The following is a 19,118-nucleotide window of genomic DNA, read 5'->3' as shown; positions in this document are numbered from 1 at the left end:
TTCTTCTTTCCGCTTGGCATAGCTTCAAATTTTATGGGTTAATACTCTTGTTTATTATTTCTTTACTGATAATGTAAATGTCTTAGCTGGTTTAAATGCCGGAATATTGTGTTCCGGAATAATGATTGTAGTGTTCTTTGAAATGTTGCGAGCAGTCTTCTGAGCTCTTTTCTTAACTACAAAACTTCCAAAACCACGCAGGTACACATTTTCCTCTTTAGACAATGATTCCTTTACTGTATCCATGAAAGCTTCCAGTGTTGTTAATACTGTCTGCTTGTCAATACCGGTATTTTTCGTAATTTCGTTTACGATATCTGCTTTAGTCATTTCGCTAAATAATTATTGTTATACTTATATCTTAATTTTTTGGACTGCAAATATATAGCTTTTCTCCCTCTTTAAGAAATATATTCAGAATAAATTTCCTAAAAAAAGCATCTTCTTCCATTTTCTTGGTTTACTTTTGCGGAAATATTGCGTAGAATGCACTTTTTTAGAATTATTGATATGGAGAATTTTAGCAGGAAATTAATAGACTGGTACAGGGAGAATGGACGTGATTTGCCGTGGAGAAGGACGAAAGATCCTTATTTAATATGGATTTCGGAGATCATTCTGCAACAAACCCGTGTGGCTCAGGGATATGATTACTATCAACGTTTTGTGACTCGTTTTCCTGATGTGTATGCACTGGCTGCGGCCGATGAAGATGAGGTGATGAGATATTGGCAGGGGTTGGGGTATTATTCCCGTGCGAGGAACTTGCATGCTGCGGCCAGAAGTATGGCGGAGGCAGGAGGATTTCCTGTGACATACGCCGGGGTGCGCGCTTTGAAAGGAGTGGGGGAATATACGGCGGCGGCTATTTGTTCATTTGCTTATGATATGCCATACGCTGTGGTGGATGGTAATGTGTACCGGGTACTGTCCCGCTGGTTGGGCATTGATACCCCCATTGATTCGGCGGAAGGAAAGAAACTGTTTGTCCGGGTTGCTGATGAGTTGCTGGACCGTGATCGCCCTGATCTTTACAACCAGGCTATCATGGATTTTGGAGCTTTGCAGTGTACTCCGGTAGCACCCGACTGCCTGTTTTGTCCGCTAAACGATTCTTGTGTGGCGCGTCTGAAGGGGATTGCCGGCTCTTTGCCTGTGAAGCAACATAAAACCAAGGTGACCGATCGTTATTTTAATTATATATATGTACGCATGGGCGCGTATACCTTTATACATAAGCGTAGCGGAAATGATATATGGAAAAATTTGTATGAACCGCCTTTGATAGAAACGGATCGTGAGTGGACGGAAGAGGAACTGTATGCATCGCCACAGTTTCGCGGGATGCTGGCCGGGGGAGAGGAGCCCATAGTGCGACTGGTGCGGAAAGGGGTGAAGCACGTGTTATCCCACCGGGTGATTTACGCAAATTTTTATGAAGTGATTCTTCCTGAGAATTCGGCTTCTTTTGCGAAGTATCAGAGAATAAGCGTGGAAGATTTGCATAAATTTGCCGTATCGCGTTTGGTGAATCAGTTTTTTTCGCTAATTTTGGAGCCTAATAATTAAAAAGGAATAATAGAATGTCAGTAAATAAAGTCATTTTGATTGGAAATGTAGGAAAGGACCCTGATGTGAGATATTTGGATACCGGCATTGCCGTTGCCACTTTCTCGTTGGCCACCACTGATCGTGCCTATACGTTGCAGAATGGAACACAGGTTCCCGAACGTACGGAATGGCATAATATCGTGTTATGGAGAGGACTGGCCCAAACTGCGGAAAAATATGTCCGTAAGGGCGACAAACTCTACATAGAAGGGAAAATCCGCAGCCGTTCATACGATGACCAGAATGGCATAAAACGCACCATTGTCGAGATTTTTGCTGATAATATGGAGATGCTGACCCCGCGTAACACCTCGCAGCAACCGGGTACAGGATATGTGCCGCAGGCACAAGCGGTATCCCACCAGCAGACATCCGCACAGGCGGCTCCGCAACAACAGCAAACTTCGGATAATAGCCTGACTGATGATTTACCTTTTTAATTGAGAGAACTTGATGTTTAACTAAAACCAGATTCCTTGGACCCTGACTCGTATTTATGCCGCTTGGCGGATTTATTTGACGGTGTAACCGTAACGGCTCCTACCCTAGGAGCCATCGTGGCTATCTTGTTAGCTGTTTTATTGTTGTATGCATCAGGCTTTGTGTCTGCTTCGGAAATAGCTTTCTTTTCCCTTTCACCTGTTGATTTAAGTGAGATAGAGGAAGGAAAACATGCTTCGGACAGACGTATCAGCGCCCTGCTGAATGATTCCGAACGTTTGTTGGCGACAATTCTTATCTCTAATAATTTCGTCAATGTAACTATTATCATGCTGTGCAATTACTTTTTTGCCAGCACCATACACTTTGGAAATTCCGTGATCTTGGAATTTCTGCTTATAACGGTTGTCCTTACTTTTCTGCTGCTGCTTTTTGGTGAGATCATGCCTAAAATCTATTCGGCGCAGAACACGTTAAAGTTTTGCCGTAAGGCAGCTCCTGTCATTTCTTTTTTGAAGAAATTCTTTTCACCCTTGTCGGCATTGCTGGTCCGTTCTTCCTTTTTGGTGAACAGATGTGTGGCAAAAAAGAATTATAACATTTCCGTTGATGAGCTTTCACAGGCTTTGGAACTGACGGACAAGAATGAGATTTCAGAGGAAAGCAATATTCTGGAAGGCATTATCCGTTTTGGTGAGGAAACAGCCAAGGAGGTGATGACTTCCCGGCTGGACATGGTGGATTTGGAAATTAACACCCCTTATTCCGAAGTGTTGAAATGCATTGTGGACAATGCTTATTCCCGTATTCCGGTATATGCCGAATCACGGGATAATATAAAGGGGGTTCTTTACATCAAGGACTTGCTTCCTCATTTGGGCAAAGGCGACAACTTTCGTTGGCAAACATTGGTCCGTCCCGCTTATTTTGTGCCTGAGACAAAGATGATTGATGACCTTTTGCGTGATTTTCAGGCGAACAAGATCCATATTGCCATTGTTGTCGATGAGTTCGGAGGTACTTCGGGCATTGTCACGATGGAAGATATCATTGAGGAGATTGTGGGTGAGATTAATGATGAATACGATGATGAAGAACGTACGTATGTGAAGCTGAATGACCGTACCTATATATTCGAGGCAAAAACCTTGCTGTCCGATTTTTATAAGATTATGAAAGCCGATCCTGATCTTTTCGAGAAAGTAGAAGGAGATGCAGATACTTTGGCCGGTTTGTTGCTGGAGATAAAAGGGGAGTTCCCTGTGTTGCACGAGCGGTTGGATTACGGGAATTATCATTTTGAGGTACTTGAAATGAGTACACGTCGCATTTTGAAAGTAAAGGTTACTGTTGACTCTTCCAAACCTGTGGAAGAAGAAAAGAAATAAATTTTAGTCATGCCTTTATATCGTACTTATAGCGAAGGGGATTTTCTACTTGGAATATGGAAATCTGATGAAACAACGGAACAACTGCTGGCATCATTGGAGCATAAAGACTGGTATGAAGAGAAACTGGCTGTTTTTTCCGAAAAACGGAAGCATGAATGGTTGTCGGTACGTGTGCTGCTGAAGGCTTTGTGTGGAGAAGAAAAGGAGATCGTTTATTACCCTTCGGGAAGGCCTTATTTGAAGGATGGAAGTTGGTATATCAGTATCTCGCATACTCGCGGTTATGTGGCGGTGGCGCTTCATTCTTCCTGTGAGGTGGGAATGGATATAGAGCAGTATGGAACCAGAGTGCGGAAAGTAGCTTCCCGTTTTATTCGTTCTGATGAAGAGCCCGCAATGATGGGAGGAGATGAAGTTTATGCTTTGCTACTCCATTGGTCGGCCAAGGAGGCACTGTTCAAACTGATGGGGGTAGAGGAGGTGGATTTCATTCGTCATCTTCGTATTTTTCCTTTCAGCCTGTCGGAAGAGGGGGAGTTCGAGGCATGTGAATATCGTACGGGCCGACAAGGACGTTACCGGGTTCGTTATGTCACTCATCCCGACTTTGTATTGACTTGGGTTATAAAATAATGCTCAGGCGAATCACTTCGGCTGAGCATTCCAAATAAACTTGGCAGAGTTTACTTTAAAATTTAATAATATATTGAAAATCAAATATATTATTTAAAAACTCTGTATTGGTTTAAATTTTTGGTTTAAAGTTTTTAGCGCCATTTTATTTTCTTGTTTTGATGTCCGATAGCGTTAAATATTGCAAAAGTAATATTTTGAAACAAGAATAACCCTCAAATCTGAAACTGAATAGAATGAATATAATCATTAAATTCAATGCTCTTTCCTCGAAAGCAATGATGCAAAAACTACATGGCAGGTCTTCTGACTTGTTTCGTTTATAAACTGCCTTCACGGGATTTCCCATTGGCGAAAGTGTTGTTTATAACTTTTTATATGAAACTTACAGCAGCGGGACTGTTCAGGATTTACACCTGATTCCCTTTTAATTACTCCTCTCGTACGAGAGTTGCAAACCAATGTGCCGCAAAGATATGAATAAATATTGCAATTCCATAAGTTATAACTTGGAAAAATGAAAATCTAATCAATACGCACTTTTTACGTAACTATATTTACGTATTTAAATTTGCGCACTAACAACAAAAAAGAGTATCTTTTTTAGATATTTTTTCTTTGATTTTTCCTATATTGGGAGCGATTATTAACCCTTAAAATAAAATATCATGGAAAAAGAAGTTTTAGAAGAATACATTTCATTATTTGAGAAGGTAGCCCATAAGTCTGCTAATTTGGAAGAACTTCAAAAGAAGTATGAACCCAATAGTGTTTTTGATGATTTGGAAATATGGGAACTTTATACAGCCCATATCATAGCTGAATATCTTCCTCAAAAGATTGATGTTTTGGGAGAAGAAGACGAAAGAATAATGAATATTGACGAATGGATGTTTTCATCTGCATTCCTCTTTGAGCCATATTGGATTATCAAGTACCAAGATATGTACTATGCTTTTGATTTTGAAGATGAATTAGAAGGGAAGGACGCAGAGTATTCAGAATTACGAGAATATTTATGGGAAAGAATGGTGCAGGAAATCGCAGAAGAATTGGGATGTATTATTGGTGAAGAATGTATTGTTGATAGTGATGAAGACGGTAATTCTATTATAAAATTATGTGATGAAGATGATTAACCTTTTTGTATAAATCAAAAGAAAAGCCACATCGAGATATAGGTATATCCTTCTATGTGGCTATTTCTGTGTATAATTGATACAATACTCCACCTTTCTTACTGAATTTCTGCTCTGTATTTAATCAAATTGTCATAAATATCGGTTTTTATGTGTTCTTGCGAATCATGTAACATTTCAAAACTTACAAATGTTTTAAGAACAATAACATTGTCGGCTGTTATCTTTCCAAAAACAGCTCCTTCATTACAAGTGCCATAAAATTCATCACTATCTTCTACCACAGAAATCGTAGCTGTGGGATTTATTTTGAAGAAACGTTTTATCACATCTAAAGGAGATATACTATCATCCTTAAGGAAACGGCTTCTATATCGGGAAAAGAAATGTGGAGAGTATATATGAATACCTTTAGAGACAGTAGAGAACATCATTACATTAGTTCCACCTTGCTTTTCATATAAGCAAATAATTGTATATAATATACCTCTTTCCCAATCCTTTTTATTACGTGCTTCAAAGAAAATCAAATACCTATTGTTTTTGCGAGATACAAACTCAATTGGAGTAAAATACATTGGGAATTTACTTGATTTAATGATAGGTCGCCTATACTTGGGTATAAGTCTCTCCATATAACCATGAACTGCCCCCCGTTCACTCCATACCTCTTTAAATATTTCCATATCGGACATCTTATCTGTTATCATAGTTGTGATTTTTAATTTGATGGGTACTAAAATACAAAAAAAGGAGTAACCCTAAAACAAAGTTACTCCTAAAAAGGAACAAAATGAGGTATCACCATACCTCTACTTAAAGAATCATCTTATTTATAAATATCCCATTTCTCTTTATATTACGCATGTTTCATTCAAAATCACACTTTTATAATGTAAATCCATACCGAAACGGAGATATTACTCATTAAAAGTCAGTACTTTACCAAGTAAATAAATTTTCTTTTCTTTCAAAAGGGCATAATCAATCGGTGGAGATACGTGATGTATAAGAGCGATTTGACACATTTTCAATATCTTACCCAAATTATTCTCACCTATGAAACAACCTACATTATTAATTTTACCGCACTCCTCAGAAACAAGCAACTTTAAAGCGTTTTTCTTTAGACCTTGATGTTGCGCACATACTTCCTTCTTCTTTTCCCAACGGCATCGCTTCAATTCCTTATTTTTAGCACCCCATAATGTGGCAGTTGCACCGTGATTGTTCGTGCTGTCTTCAATAATCACAGCATCGCTTGGTACAGACAACAGCAATTCCCTAAATTCTAAATTACCAATGCACTTGCACCAAACCACATAGAGCATCCATTGCAAACGAATTTCTGCCCAATCTTGACGAACATGTTCCATATTAGCCTTCTTGATAACTTTTTTCTGAACAAAAGCGTTTGGTTCATCCATCAAATTCTGCTGAATAACTTTGTTCAAAGGTGCATCCAAAGAAAACTCCCCACAGAGATATGCACATTCACTACTTCGGAAGATATGACCACAAAATGGAAAAGGATAGCCACCACACAAATTACCCAAACTGAGAGTTATTCCGTTACGTATATCTGTAGATTTACAAAACGCCCAACAATTATGTTTTGTCGTATCATACACCTCTGTACGTCCCAATATTATTTCATTGAAAAGAAGAGTTTGAGTAGAAGTAGGGCAGTTCCCATACATGAAATTTTTATCCATATTGTTTTTTTTATAAGCACTGCTTAAAACTCCTATTATTTTACCAACATAAGTTACTATAAAACTCTGTTAGTGCACGCTAAAACACTATGGATGTTTATTATGCAAATATAAGGCATCATAAACAATAGTCCTAATTATTCGCTATAATTATTCTTAATTTTTTTTGCTCATAAATTATCGTAAGTAGTCACCATTGATGTAACGACCAAATATCCGAATATAACGGTAGCTTTTTTTATTTCACCTCAACCAAAACAAACTATTAATTTACAGCGATTTATATTTTACCCACAAATATAGGATACATTTTGGTTGATATTATATATCAATAAAATAGCCCTGAAATGTAACTTATAAATCATTTGATTCTTAAGTTGATGCAGGAAAGGCATAAAAAAAAGAGTAATCCCAACGGAGTACTCTTAAAAAAATGATGAATAAAATGAAGTATCGCCATACCTCTTAATATTTAAAGAATCATATATATAACTTTAAGTAAGCAAACCTTACTCATGTCATATATTAATAAATATCTCGTTCATTTTTACATCACGTATGTACCGTTCAGAATAAGACATCGGTGGAGGATTGAGATAACAACCTTTATATAAGCAAGATAAACCATTCCCTTTTAGCCAATCCTCAAAGAAAGCATCAATCAAAGAAATTACGGAAGTACATGAAGAATTTTCACAGATAGATACTTGTTGCCTATATTTAGGCGAGATTTCATCGGCAAACAATCTTAAAGCTGTAAAATCACATGGTTCTTTAGCCTTGTTTAAATTAGCGACAACAAAGGCAGACAAATAATATACGCTTCCATTACCATTCACGCAACATCCGAATATTGGGCAATAGCGAAAATCATTTTTTATAATATCCGCTTGAAGTTTTTTTATTAACTCCTTCTGCATACAATTACTTTCACGAATTCCTATCAGCACAAATCCATGTTGTAAACAGTTCCAGAGATTCTTAACTGTCATTTCGTCAAGTAAAACCAACGGTTGTTTATTATTAGTGGAAATCCCACATATTTCTTCTATAAAGTTCATACTAATTTATAGTTATATCTTTTGATAACCCCCAAATGCTATCCTTACTTATTATGCTATAAGTAACCAACTCCTGATTATCTTCCAAGCTAATGCGTTCTTTCACTGAATTTATATCATTTTCAGGTATAATGTATTCAGGTATTTCAGGTGTATTTTCCTCTTCGCTACAAGCCGTAAAAAGCGTTGCAAACAATGTAGTCAGTAAAAGTATCTTTTTCATAATAATATTCTATCTTTTAGTATTTACTTTATATGGTTTCAAATTAAACTCTTCCGCTTCCACTGAAATCTTATATTCCATCTTGGGATTCAGGTTCACAATGTTGTTTCCCGTATTCAGTTCTATATCACTGACCTTTCTTCCGTCTTGGAAGCATGAAACAACTCCCGTTTCTGTTGCATCATCCTTTATATTGATGATTAACTTTCCCTTATCCAAACGAATATCAATGGGATTGGGTGACATATAACCAAAGTATGTCAGGTTCTTGGATAAGCCCCACTGTTTGTCATACTTATAATTCAAATAATATTTCTTGCTTGGTGCGACAATCTTTGCATCCTTAAACTTCATGCCAAATGAATTTTCCGCAATCTTTGGTTGCGTTGCAGAGGTTACAATGATGCTGTCAAGATTGGTATTTATTGCTCTATCCTTGATAATGTCAGAATTGAAAGCATTCTCACCAATGGATTCAAGATTTTCAGGAAGATAAATTCTTGTTGATATGGTGTTGACAAACGCATTATCCTTAATCGTTTTAAGGTTCTTCAAGTTGGAGAGGTAGATATAACCATCGAATAAGTCGTTCCAAAAACGTTTTGCGTTTGGTTTATCAGGATTTCCACTATCATTGTGAGACGAATCATCCCATTGTTCTTCTGAATCCAAGTAAAGGTCAATGATGTTCGCAAGAGCATACTCACCAATTGAAGTTATATTCTTCGGTAAGATGATTGACTTATATTGTGGCTTTTTATTCAATTTCTTGTTGTTATAACTTTTATCAAAGGCATAAGGTGGTATCTCCCCATCAGGATATTCATGATAGCCGTTTAGAGTACCATTTTCGCCCTTATAACCACGAATTTCAATATCACCACACATTCTAACTTCATACAAGTTTGGAAGGCTGTCACGCATGAATTTGAAGTCCTCTGCTGTCAGGTATGTATGATGCCAAGTTCCATCTTCGGGATTCTGCCAATCACCATAAATAAGCATATTAATTGTTTTCTTATAATCTTCATAATTTGGTTCAATACCATATTCATCCCAATAACCTTCACTTGGGTTATACCAAGTTTGCACTTTATATTGAAGTGATTCATGAGGATATTTTTCACCCATCATAATCATTGCACTTCCCCATCCAGGTCCATTACCAAGGTCAAATTCTTCATCCCCTTTTGTATTCGGGTTTAATCCTCTTGTGTTGACATTATCAATCTTGTACGTTTCAATCTTCATGGACGAAGTTTGTGCATTTGCCAATGGAAGCACAAGCATTCCAAAAAGCAATGTAAAAAGCAGTTTCTTAATCATATAATATTAATTTAAAAGTTATATATTATCTATACTGTTTATATTATATATTGTTGTAGGTACATTTTGTACCACATCTTGTATTACATTTTGTCAATATACATATTCCAATGTAAGTGTTCCATAAACATAGTTATGCTTTTCTCCCACTCTTGGAGCAATATACCTAAGTTTTGTAATCAAATCCCCATTCTTTTCATATTCATAATGTTCACGAAACTCAGGTTGAAGATGTTTATATCTTTTCAAACTATCTTCGTCACCTTTTAATATAAGATTGGTGTTCTTTCCGCACCATTCTGTACCAAATACAACATCCATTGTATAATCCCTGCCATAACAATAAAATATGAGAAAATTAAGGTTCAAATTTGTATTGTTTATTACTTCTGATTCAGGATAATAGACAAAATTTGCTTTTCCAGGAAATTCATTATCATCATTACGAATTACTTTATCTGAAATTATATTTCCATTTTCCCAATTGATTGTTGTAACTGTTTTACTACTCCAATCTTTATCCATATTCTCACTTGTCGTTTGTGTCAGCTTTACAAGTTCCCTATTCTCGTTGTAAAACAATTGAAACGCTTGTACTAATTTATTTTGAGATGGTGCATACCAATTAATATAAGAAATTAAATTATCTTCATTAAAATTGTATTTACAAATCGCACTGAAATTCTGTTTTTCATTTACATATCGAATGAAATTCAGTGTTTTTTCTCCTTTGGAATTATAAGAGATAGAATATATTTCTTTGTATTTCTTACCACTAAGCACATAACTTTTTGTAACTACTTTTAAATTCCCATTTGGATAATATTCTAAATCCATTTTAAATGAACTATAGCCTCCATATACTTTCCATACAGCGGTTTTTACCATATATTGCCCGTGGGCATTAGTTGTTTGAGCTTTTATGCTTAAATAAAAAAGACTTAGTATCACTAATGTAATATACTTCATAATCATTGTTTGGTTAATACACATATTCAATCAAGTAATATCCTTTGGAGTAAGAACTATTCTTTTTATTGATTCTCTTCAATAGATTACCTTCATAAATGTAATCGAAAGAATTGTCACCACTTTCTTTTAAAACCAAGTTTTTAGGCTTCTTACCACACCACTCAGTCGCAAACAATATATGCGCATTATATGGGTGGGCAGTATGTTTTGTTAGTGATACCAAATTAATGTTGGTATTATCTTTTTTATCAGTATAATGGGTTTTAAAATCTTGTGTATAACCATCATCATTAGTATAGCGAAAACCTACCACATTGCCATTTTCCCAAGTATATTCCTCGTAGTTATGGATTTTATACCGATTACCCCCTTTCTCCTCAAATAAATCATCAATGCTTTTTAAATCTCCATTATCGTAATATATTAATGTAAAAAGAGTTCCTGCTTCTACACCTTTTGTAGAATAATCATATAGTTTGTCTATATATCCTTGTTCATTAAAAGTAAATTCACATTTGGTATAGGGGTCTTGTTTGCCATTCACATAAGAAATGAATTGATACCGATTATTGGAAAGGGTAAAAATTTCAACTGTCTTGTTCTTGAAATTCTGATAATACTCTTTCCGTACTTCAATCAGGTTTCCATCATCGTTATACTTGAAACGATACCACTTATCCCCTTTGTTGCCAACCTCTTTTTGAGTAAAAGCATTAACCCAATGTATGCTTTTCACCATATACTCACCTTTGTTATTCGTTTTTTGAGCGAATACGCATACACTGACACTTGTTAAAATGATTGTTACTAAAATATTTTTCATACTTCTGTATTTTTAAGTGCTCGTTAATGACTATCGTTTATTATTTCATTTGAAATCTGTTTCAAATTGACAAACAGTGAATTATCACCAACCTTCCCATATCCTTTTAAATGTTCGGGAGAAGAAAAAGAAAGTTCAAAGACAATTTTCTCATTTTGGCTTTCACCAACCAACTGCAATTTATCGGATATTAATTGCCCTGTCAAATCTAACACCGTACCATACTTTACATTTTGGTATTCACCATTTATCATGCCATTTGACAAAACTCCAAAATCCACCTTTATGGGAAAAACTTTCATATCACCCTCATAACGGTAAAAATACCCTTCTATTAATCCTGCATTTTCGCTTCTTCGCTCTATTTGGGGATTTTTTTCATCAACAAGCCTTTTAGTTCCACCCAAATCCACCAATTTATCACCGTCATATTTGAAAATATGGCTGTCTTTTATGGCAGTTCTTTTTCCGTCATTCATTCTCTTCATATATTCAATGCGATAGGCATGTATTTCTCCATTGTTTATATTTTCAACAAAGAACATAGTATATAATTTTGTTGCAACAGCAAGTTTGTAAGATTTACCATTATTCAGAAAACAAAATATATAGGACTTGTCTTCATAATCATTGTCGGATATTTCTTTCGCACTCGGAGTAACGTACGCATTAACTACCGCATCATCTATACCGTCACCATCCAAATCCCCAATAAAGATATTATACCCTTCACTGCACTTTTCTAACGGAATAAGCTCTCTATCACCTTTGTAGTGTTTCCAATGTCGCAGAAATGCTTCTTTTATATCCGTTTCTGTCAGTTTTTTTATCGTTTCTGTATTCTTAATGGGGATTTCCCGTTTAAACGTATCACGTTGTTCGTTATTGGTCTGTTGTATGCCCGTGACGTTTTTTTTATTTTCATTCTGACGATTACCAACCTTATATCCAACATACACAATAAATAGGATAGTAAGAACCGCAGCAACACCCCAATATACTCTTTTGCCACTTTTTAAGATTGAAACATTGGATGTTTGCTCGCATTTCTCTGTTTCATTCTTGGATGAAGTATTTGCCGTCTGTACATTCTCGTTAGTCGGTGTGCCACACATGGGACATGCTTCCGACATGGCAGACATTTGGCAACCACACTTTTTACATGTAATGTATTCCACTTCCTATTTAATTTTAGTTGAGACCTTGTTAGTAATTAACAGAATGATACTTTGTACTGCAAGAGACAATACTATTACCAATAGAAACCAATTGTTTTCAAAAGTTTTGGAAGAAAACAATGATAATACAAACTCTATAGCTCCCAATATGGAAAACAGTACATGTAACGATATTTTAAAACCATCTTTCAATGTCACCACATTCAAACAAAATAATAACGCAGTAGTAGCGACTATAACCAAACTACTGACAAACAAGTTGAACACTTCATAAGATGGAAGTATCAAGCCAAACAGTAGATTGGCAACTAAAAGGATTATTCCTATTACTATTATAATCTGTTTCATAGCCGATAAAATTACATGGTTGGTAACTTGGGAGGTAACTCATTGAAGAAAGACGAAAATTCAGGAAGTTGGGATATAAATCCCCAATTAGCCATCCCCTTTTTCCAAATTAAAGTATTTCCCTGAATTGTCCCGTTTTCAATATTCACTTTAATAGTATTGAAGTCAAAAGCCCCTTGTTGCTGCCCATTGACCGCAATATAATATTCTTGGACGGGCAATGGGGGAGGCACTGTTAATGATGGGGGATTAACATTTAATGTGTTCATCGCCATACTACCGACTTGATTACCTATATTTAGTCCCATTCCAATTCCAACGCCTGAGCTGACAAGCCCACCTCCTTCATTGGAAGCCGCATTCTCCAAAACATTGAAACTACGCTCCATTTGGTACACATCCTTTCCCGTTATTTTTAAACGTGCTGCCAAGTCTTTAGCTTCTTTCAAACGGATAAAACTTGGGTCGTTCTCTTGAACATTAATTCCTATTACATTGAAATTTTCAAGTTTAAGTCCGTACTTCTCAAATTCAACGCCAATGCGTTGTTGGCAAAATTCGGATATGTCACTTATGTGTGAATTTATATTAATCACCGATATTCCATCTTGGGACAATTTTTCTGAAACAATATTTGTCAGTTTAGACATTATAATCCCCCTAAAATAATTGGTAAGTTTCTCTACAGTGAACGAAGTCATATTGCTTACCAAACTTTCCAAGAATTGTCGTGGGCTGATAATTTTAAACCCATACTGTCCAAATGCCCTTATTGGTACGATAATCCCATATTTCGGGTCTTCAATCTGTATCGGGCTTGCTGTACCCCATTTACAATCAAGAATGGCTATTTGATTGATAAACCAAACCTCCGCTTTAAAAGGTGTCTGCCCATTGAAAGGAAGATTTATCAGTTTACCCAATAACGGAATGTTCTCCGTTTTTAAAGTGTATGTACCACAAATAAATTCATCCAAAATCACACCGCCTTTTACAAAAAAAGCTGTCTGAGTTGGATATATAACCAATTGCGAACCTAATCGCAAATTTTCAGGCGAAAACTTGTACACAAGTTCCTTGTCGTTTACCTCACACTTAATTACATCTACAAGGTTCATCGTATTTCATATTTTTTATTATGAATATAAAGAAACAAAGGAAAACAAACAGTTATTGAAGAAAAAACAACTCCTACCCAATAATCATCCGCAAGGAAACTAAGAAAGAAAAAAGAAAAGAAAGAAAAAATGAGCGACAATATTACAGATGATAAATGAGGAGCATCCCCTTTCACCACCTTATCACCATCTAATTCAATTTGTAACACATGTTTAGTTTGATTATCATAAAACAAACGTAGCTTATTCTCTCCATCATATTCTATTTTATCATATCGGCAAGGTATAATTTCCTCACCTGCATAATTTGATATTCCCCAATATTGTTTTTTTACAAGTAACCAATTATCAGTCAAACGTATTTCCTCATAAAGAATTGGTAATATTTGAATCGGATAATTACTTGAAATATCGTACAATCCTCTGTATTTATCTTCTGTTACTTCAACGTATTTGCCTATTAGCCATATATTTTTATAAATACAAGGAAACATAACTTCTCCTTCTCGAATGTTGCATAATCCGCTTTTATCGTTTTCACTAAATATAAGGTAACTACCACCTTCATAATAAGAAAACCGTTCATATTTACATGGCAACAGTTCTATTTCACTGTTGCCATTATATAAGCCATATTTGCGAACCCTCCTCAATTCATTACGAACCGTAGCAAGTACATTTTTTGCTGTTTCCAAGTAAAAGCATTTACCATCTTCCAAACGATAACTTTTAACGTCAATCCAATCATATTCAATAGGAACTAATATCTTCTTTGACTTGATACTGTACGCCCCCAACAATAGTTTTTCTCCATTATTTCGCAAAGACATTTTTTTGCCTATAATCACAAAGGGAAGAACTATACGCACACTATCATATTCAAAAGGAACAATTTGCAATCCTTCTGAATCCAACACACCCCATTTCCCATTTTCTGTATTTTGAACAGCCCTAATGGTTTCTTGTTTTGAAGTGTGTATTGTGTCTTTTTTTTCTCCATCAACTTTAAAGGATGTTGAAGAAACAAAGTTTCCACAATATTCACACACAGAACCAACAGTAACCATCCCACCACAAAAGGGACAAGTTATTTTTTCATGTGCCATAATATCCGTAAAATATGTTTCCCACAGACTCAAAAGGGAGGGTTATAAAAAAAGGAAGTGGAGTCTGTTTTGTTTATCTCACCAAGAGGCTCTCGACTGCCCGTACAGAAGATAAATAAACAGCTCCACCCTTGACGATTATATGTTATGGTACATATATAACACGCCAAAGGGAGAACGTTTTTCTATTCCTACTGTACAATGAATTGTCGAGATTCCTTGATTCAGAATAAAGCCAAACGCTTCCTTATATACTATGTCTGCCATTGCAAACCAACGGCAATGCAAAGATATACATTAAAAGCGAATTTGACAACGTTCTATGAGCTGTTTATAAGACAAATATATACTAAAAGGTCAAACAATCATAGGTTTGGAGTAGTTCTTCTGTACGAAGCCCCAAATATCGTTTGGTAATGGCTACGGAACTATGGTTGAATAATTCCATCAACTTTATTAGAGCGAGTTCCGCACTATCGCTATTTACATTATAAACTTGTCGCCCAAAAGTCTTACGAAGACTATGGCAACTGAAATTCCCAACTGACAAATCATATTTTGTTTTAATCTCCTTTAAAATCACATTGATACGCTGCACAGTGAATACGCTTCCCTTTTGGCTGACAAGTATAGGAGCATCTACACCAATGGGGTGAATTTGTTGGTAACAGTCCGAAATATGCCTTTTCAATTGTGGGTTAATCCGTATGGTTCTACTTTTTCCCGTTTTCTTCTCAATAATACAAAATTCATCCACATGCAAAATCTGCTTCCAACGTAAAGCCAATATATCGGAAACTCTTAGTCCCCAAAAACAACCGATTGAAACGAACAAAGACATTTGAAATTTGCCATCCCGATATAGGGTGCGAATTAAATTCATTGCGTCTTTCCACTCCAAATAATCACTTGTTGTCTGACTATATTTCAAGCTCATAAATGTTCAATTTTGTTAGTTATTAAATAAAAGTGAATATCATATCAATACCTCAAAATAGCAAAATTATTTAAGTCGTTGGCATTCAATACAATATTCACTTTGTGCATTAGTGAATATTAAAATACCGCTATTAGATTCTCCCATCGGAAGGAACGCCAACTGCATTTTTCCAAGTCAAAATAAGCAGTAGTAGCATAATTTTCACGACTTGCGCCCCAACCACAAACTTTGTCTTTCACAAAATCGGGATGGGTAGTGCCAAATGCAATACGAACTTCACCATTACTTTTTAAGTAGGCGAATTTTACGATTTTGCCACTTTTCAACTTGTTTTTCAGTTGTTCAATCAAAATTGCCTTTGAAATCCCATCTATTTCACGTGCGTTTGTGCGCACTGTAACAACTCTCGCTCTTGTCGCTGTAATACCGTTTAAAATTATTGCTTGCATTTCTTTATTATTAATTGATTAATACTCTTTTAATTAGTCACCACAATAGAAATTGTTACCTCTTCCATATCCCATTGCATAAGAAAGAGTTTCTGAATCAATTCCTTTATACCAATTCTCATTTGTCTTGGCTTCTTTTCTTTCGTTGTGCGCTTTCCAACTTGCGGCTATCATTGCATCAAGCCTTGCTGCTTTCGCCTCACGAACTCTAACAGCATCTTTTTCCCAACTCCAAGCCGCTGTCAAACACTCCGACCATGTGCGCCCCTTGCGTTGAAAATCGTTACTGTAAATTCTGTGAGCGTCTTTCATCACTTGTTTTTTATCGTATCGTTTCATATTATTGTAGTGTTATTGATTCCTTATCATGTTGCAAATGTAGTGCTTTTGATATACATATACAAATAAAATCGTATATTTTTAGAACTACATTAACTTATTTTACGTATATCTATCAATATACATATTAAAAAGAAACGTATATTTGTATTTATAATAAAAATGAATACTTATGGCGCTACGAATTAAAGAGGTTATTAAAGAAAAGAACATGACGGTTCAAACATTGGCTGACAAAATGGGGATTAATCGTGTTGGATTAAGTAACCATATTAATGGCAATCCATCTGTTGCAATATTGGAAAAAATTGCTGCTGCATTGGAAGTGCCAATACAAGAACTGTTTGAAAAAGAAGCAAATGAAAATATTAACGGATATATTGAGATTGGGAATGAAATCTTTAAAGTCACTTCCCTTCAAGATATGGAAAATCTTCTTACCCGTTACAAACAGCCTGTAAAATAAAAAAAATCATATAGCCAACTGTTTCATGTCTATGTACAATGGTGTGGCTTTTGATTTATACAATTGATATTCAATAATATAATACATATAGTTGAATTTATATACTTATTACCATACTTGCAAAAAAGATGAATAAAAACGCAATAAATAACACGAAAATATGGGAAAGTTACCAATGAAGCAACTTATATATACTTTCAAAGATATAAGTATTGATGCAATAATTGAGAAACATATAGAGTTGTTGAAAAATCAAAATCAACCTCAATGGACTATCACTAATTTCGATAAGGTAACTTGTGATAGTAGTTTTGTTGCCAAAATCGAAACTGTTGAAGGAGCAAACAAGCCATTGCCAAAAAAACAAATATTATATAAGAAATATGCTTTCTTCATTCATCGACTTATACAACGGTGCAAATCTAACAGAGAGGGAAACTTTACCCGTTTTAATTCCCAAATATTACAAACTGTATTGGGACATGTTTATATTGATATGTTGAAGACATTGGAGACATTGGGTATTATAAAAGTATCAAGTAGTTATATACCATCTATTCAGGCTCGTTTAATTGAACTTAATCCTAATTTGCCCACTGTATCGGAAATGAAATATTCATCTTATATTGAAGAATATTCCGACAAGATGCAACAAGAATTGAAAAAATATGAGCAGATACAAATTCAGAAGATAAAATCTGAAATGGGGGATAAATTATACGATAATTTTACAAAATCGTTGAAAATACTCAAATTATCGCATAGAGAAGAAGCAGAAGATTATAGGAATAGACATCATTTTATTAGTTTAAAATCAAAAGAATATTTTACTTATATCATAAATGAATATGACAAAGGAAACTTTAACATATTATCTATTGATAGCAACTTACGTATATATTCAATCTTAACCCAATCACCAAGAATATTTAAGAATTTTCTTAATATAAAATTTTCTATAGATATTCATAATAGTCACCCTTTGTTATTTAACAAACTAATAATAGAAAGATATAATATAAATGATAATATCTTACATATATTATATAATAATCTTTCTAATATAGATAACTCTTACTGTTCTGTTAGTAAACAAGTATGTAATTTATTGATAAATAATGGAATACGAAAAGAAAAAATTGCAAATATCCCCAATGATATTTGGGAATACATTTATAATACTTCAAAGGGGATATTTTGGGATGATTTTACGAGATTGGACGAGTTTAAACGATTATTACGTTCTGACATTAAAGTAACGCTATTCCGTGAAGTCTTTTATTCTAAGACACTGACGACAAAAGGAAAAGATTTTGCCAAGTCATTTAAAAAGAAATATCCAAGTGTTTATAAATTGGTGAAGGAAAGTAAAAGAGAAGACCGTACTTTCTTGGCTAACCAAATGATGCGCATTGAAAGTGATATATTCAGGAGTACATTAATCAAACTGTACGCCAAACGATTTAAAGTGCTGACAATACATGATGCAATTGTAGTCTTAGATACGAAAGTTAACGACCAATGTACTCCTGAACTCGTGCAGTCAATCATAGAAAAAGAGTATCAACGTGTCGGCTTGTTTCCCAATGTATCAGTTGACTATTATTCAACGGAGAATGTGGTAAAAGAACTAAAGCAAGAGGAGCAAGACATAAAAGAAATAAATCAATTGATAGATAGTTTTGAAGTGATAGCCAAAGACGAATCCCACCCAAGGTGTCAAACTTGCAGAGACATAATAAACGAATTGGAAGATGGGACATCAGAAATTTATATCAACCATGCAACAAATGAATTTGTGTGGCACAAAATTTTCAATTAGCAGACAAAGTGTTTAGA

At 35.1% G+C, this 19,118-nt stretch carries 21 protein-coding genes and 1 riboswitch; of the genes, 7 read left to right on the top strand and 14 right to left on the bottom strand.

The genetic code is table 11. The features are described 5' to 3' along the window. Positions 1 to 54: 54 nt before the first annotated feature. Positions 55 to 330, bottom strand: a complete 276-nt coding sequence (locus ACYQ0C_RS15350) for an HU family DNA-binding protein (RefSeq protein WP_016275711.1) — start codon at positions 328 to 330, stop codon at positions 55 to 57. A 180-nt stretch (positions 331 to 510) separates the two neighbouring features. On the opposite strand from ACYQ0C_RS15350, the gene mutY reads away from it, so the two are divergent. From mutY to ACYQ0C_RS15325, 5 genes are all read left to right on the top strand, one after another. Then, positions 511 to 1,569: an A/G-specific adenine glycosylase gene (gene mutY / locus ACYQ0C_RS15345; RefSeq protein WP_016275712.1), complete on the top strand. Its 1,059-nt coding sequence runs from the start codon at positions 511 to 513 to the stop codon at positions 1,567 to 1,569. Between the two features lie 14 nt (positions 1,570 to 1,583). Beyond that, entirely contained in the window at positions 1,584 to 2,051 is a 468-nt protein-coding gene (locus ACYQ0C_RS15340; RefSeq protein ID WP_016275713.1) for a single-stranded DNA-binding protein, read from the top strand. 36 nt (positions 2,052 to 2,087) lie between these two features. Beyond that, complete coding sequence (gene gldE, locus ACYQ0C_RS15335) at positions 2,088 to 3,440, top strand: gliding motility-associated protein GldE (RefSeq protein WP_016275714.1); 1,353 nt, start codon at positions 2,088 to 2,090, stop codon at positions 3,438 to 3,440. 9 nt (positions 3,441 to 3,449) lie between these two features. Continuing rightward, positions 3,450 to 4,076 (top strand): 4'-phosphopantetheinyl transferase family protein, encoded by a 627-nt coding sequence (locus tag ACYQ0C_RS15330; protein WP_016275715.1) that lies wholly within the window; start codon positions 3,450 to 3,452, stop codon positions 4,074 to 4,076. Between the two features lie 279 nt (positions 4,077 to 4,355). Beyond that, a riboswitch (cobalamin riboswitch) is annotated at positions 4,356 to 4,555 on the bottom strand. A gap of 189 nt (positions 4,556 to 4,744) precedes the next feature. After that, on the top strand, positions 4,745 to 5,215 hold the full coding sequence (locus ACYQ0C_RS15325) for a hypothetical protein (RefSeq protein ID WP_016275717.1): 471 nt from the start codon (positions 4,745 to 4,747) through the stop codon (positions 5,213 to 5,215). Positions 5,216 to 5,313: 98 nt separating this feature from the next. On the opposite strand, the gene ACYQ0C_RS15320 is transcribed toward ACYQ0C_RS15325, so the two are convergent. The 13 genes from ACYQ0C_RS15320 to ACYQ0C_RS15260 form a co-directional block, all read right to left on the bottom strand. Continuing rightward, on the bottom strand, positions 5,314 to 5,925 hold the full coding sequence (locus tag ACYQ0C_RS15320; protein ID WP_016275718.1) for a hypothetical protein: 612 nt from the start codon (positions 5,923 to 5,925) through the stop codon (positions 5,314 to 5,316). 210 nt (positions 5,926 to 6,135) lie between these two features. Further along, the gene (locus ACYQ0C_RS15315; protein ID WP_016275719.1) at positions 6,136 to 6,930 is read right to left on the bottom strand and encodes an NADAR family protein; all 795 of its coding nucleotides are present in this window, start codon (positions 6,928 to 6,930) and stop codon (positions 6,136 to 6,138) included. Positions 6,931 to 7,448: 518 nt separating this feature from the next. Next, positions 7,449 to 7,991, bottom strand: coding sequence for a hypothetical protein (locus ACYQ0C_RS15310; RefSeq protein WP_016275720.1), 543 nt, complete (start codon positions 7,989 to 7,991; stop codon positions 7,449 to 7,451). A gap of 1 nt (position 7,992) precedes the next feature. Further along, the gene (locus ACYQ0C_RS15305) at positions 7,993 to 8,214 is read right to left on the bottom strand and encodes a hypothetical protein (protein WP_016275721.1); all 222 of its coding nucleotides are present in this window, start codon (positions 8,212 to 8,214) and stop codon (positions 7,993 to 7,995) included. Between the two features lie 9 nt (positions 8,215 to 8,223). Further along, positions 8,224 to 9,540: a leucine-rich repeat protein gene (locus ACYQ0C_RS15300; RefSeq protein WP_016275722.1), complete on the bottom strand. Its 1,317-nt coding sequence runs from the start codon at positions 9,538 to 9,540 to the stop codon at positions 8,224 to 8,226. 93 nt (positions 9,541 to 9,633) lie between these two features. Next, positions 9,634 to 10,509: a hypothetical protein gene (locus ACYQ0C_RS15295; protein ID WP_016275723.1), complete on the bottom strand. Its 876-nt coding sequence runs from the start codon at positions 10,507 to 10,509 to the stop codon at positions 9,634 to 9,636. Between the two features lie 13 nt (positions 10,510 to 10,522). After that, the gene (locus tag ACYQ0C_RS15290; RefSeq protein WP_016275724.1) at positions 10,523 to 11,335 is read right to left on the bottom strand and encodes a hypothetical protein; all 813 of its coding nucleotides are present in this window, start codon (positions 11,333 to 11,335) and stop codon (positions 10,523 to 10,525) included. A gap of 23 nt (positions 11,336 to 11,358) precedes the next feature. Beyond that, complete coding sequence (locus ACYQ0C_RS15285) at positions 11,359 to 12,513, bottom strand: zinc ribbon domain-containing protein (RefSeq protein WP_235782981.1); 1,155 nt, start codon at positions 12,511 to 12,513, stop codon at positions 11,359 to 11,361. 359 nt (positions 12,514 to 12,872) lie between these two features. Beyond that, a complete protein-coding gene (locus ACYQ0C_RS15280) occupies positions 12,873 to 13,979 on the bottom strand; it encodes an SPFH domain-containing protein (protein ID WP_016275727.1) in 1,107 nt (368 codons plus the stop codon). Further along, on the bottom strand, positions 13,976 to 15,085 hold the full coding sequence (locus ACYQ0C_RS15275; protein ID WP_128811774.1) for a WG repeat-containing protein: 1,110 nt from the start codon (positions 15,083 to 15,085) through the stop codon (positions 13,976 to 13,978). The genes ACYQ0C_RS15280 and ACYQ0C_RS15275 overlap by 4 nt, the downstream gene beginning before the upstream one ends. 349 nt (positions 15,086 to 15,434) lie before the next feature. Further along, positions 15,435 to 16,022, bottom strand: a complete 588-nt coding sequence (locus ACYQ0C_RS15270; protein WP_016275729.1) for a tyrosine-type recombinase/integrase — start codon at positions 16,020 to 16,022, stop codon at positions 15,435 to 15,437. A gap of 119 nt (positions 16,023 to 16,141) precedes the next feature. Next, entirely contained in the window at positions 16,142 to 16,474 is a 333-nt protein-coding gene (locus ACYQ0C_RS15265) for an SH3 beta-barrel fold-containing protein (protein ID WP_016275730.1), read from the bottom strand. A 33-nt stretch (positions 16,475 to 16,507) separates the two neighbouring features. Further along, entirely contained in the window at positions 16,508 to 16,813 is a 306-nt protein-coding gene (locus ACYQ0C_RS15260) for a hypothetical protein (protein WP_016275731.1), read from the bottom strand. A 172-nt stretch (positions 16,814 to 16,985) separates the two neighbouring features. On the opposite strand from ACYQ0C_RS15260, the gene ACYQ0C_RS15255 reads away from it, so the two are divergent. Both ACYQ0C_RS15255 and ACYQ0C_RS15250 read left to right on the top strand, forming a co-directional pair. Next, entirely contained in the window at positions 16,986 to 17,279 is a 294-nt protein-coding gene (locus ACYQ0C_RS15255) for a helix-turn-helix domain-containing protein (protein ID WP_016275732.1), read from the top strand. A gap of 160 nt (positions 17,280 to 17,439) precedes the next feature. Continuing rightward, a complete protein-coding gene (locus ACYQ0C_RS15250) occupies positions 17,440 to 19,101 on the top strand; it encodes a hypothetical protein (protein WP_016275733.1) in 1,662 nt (553 codons plus the stop codon). The last annotated feature ends 17 nt before the right edge of the window (positions 19,102 to 19,118 follow it).

It is taken from the genome of Phocaeicola sartorii JCM 17136 = DSM 21941 (assembly GCF_054653615.1).
Note: the sequence above shows the minus strand (reverse complement) of the source record. Positions and strands in the feature narration are given on the sequence as shown.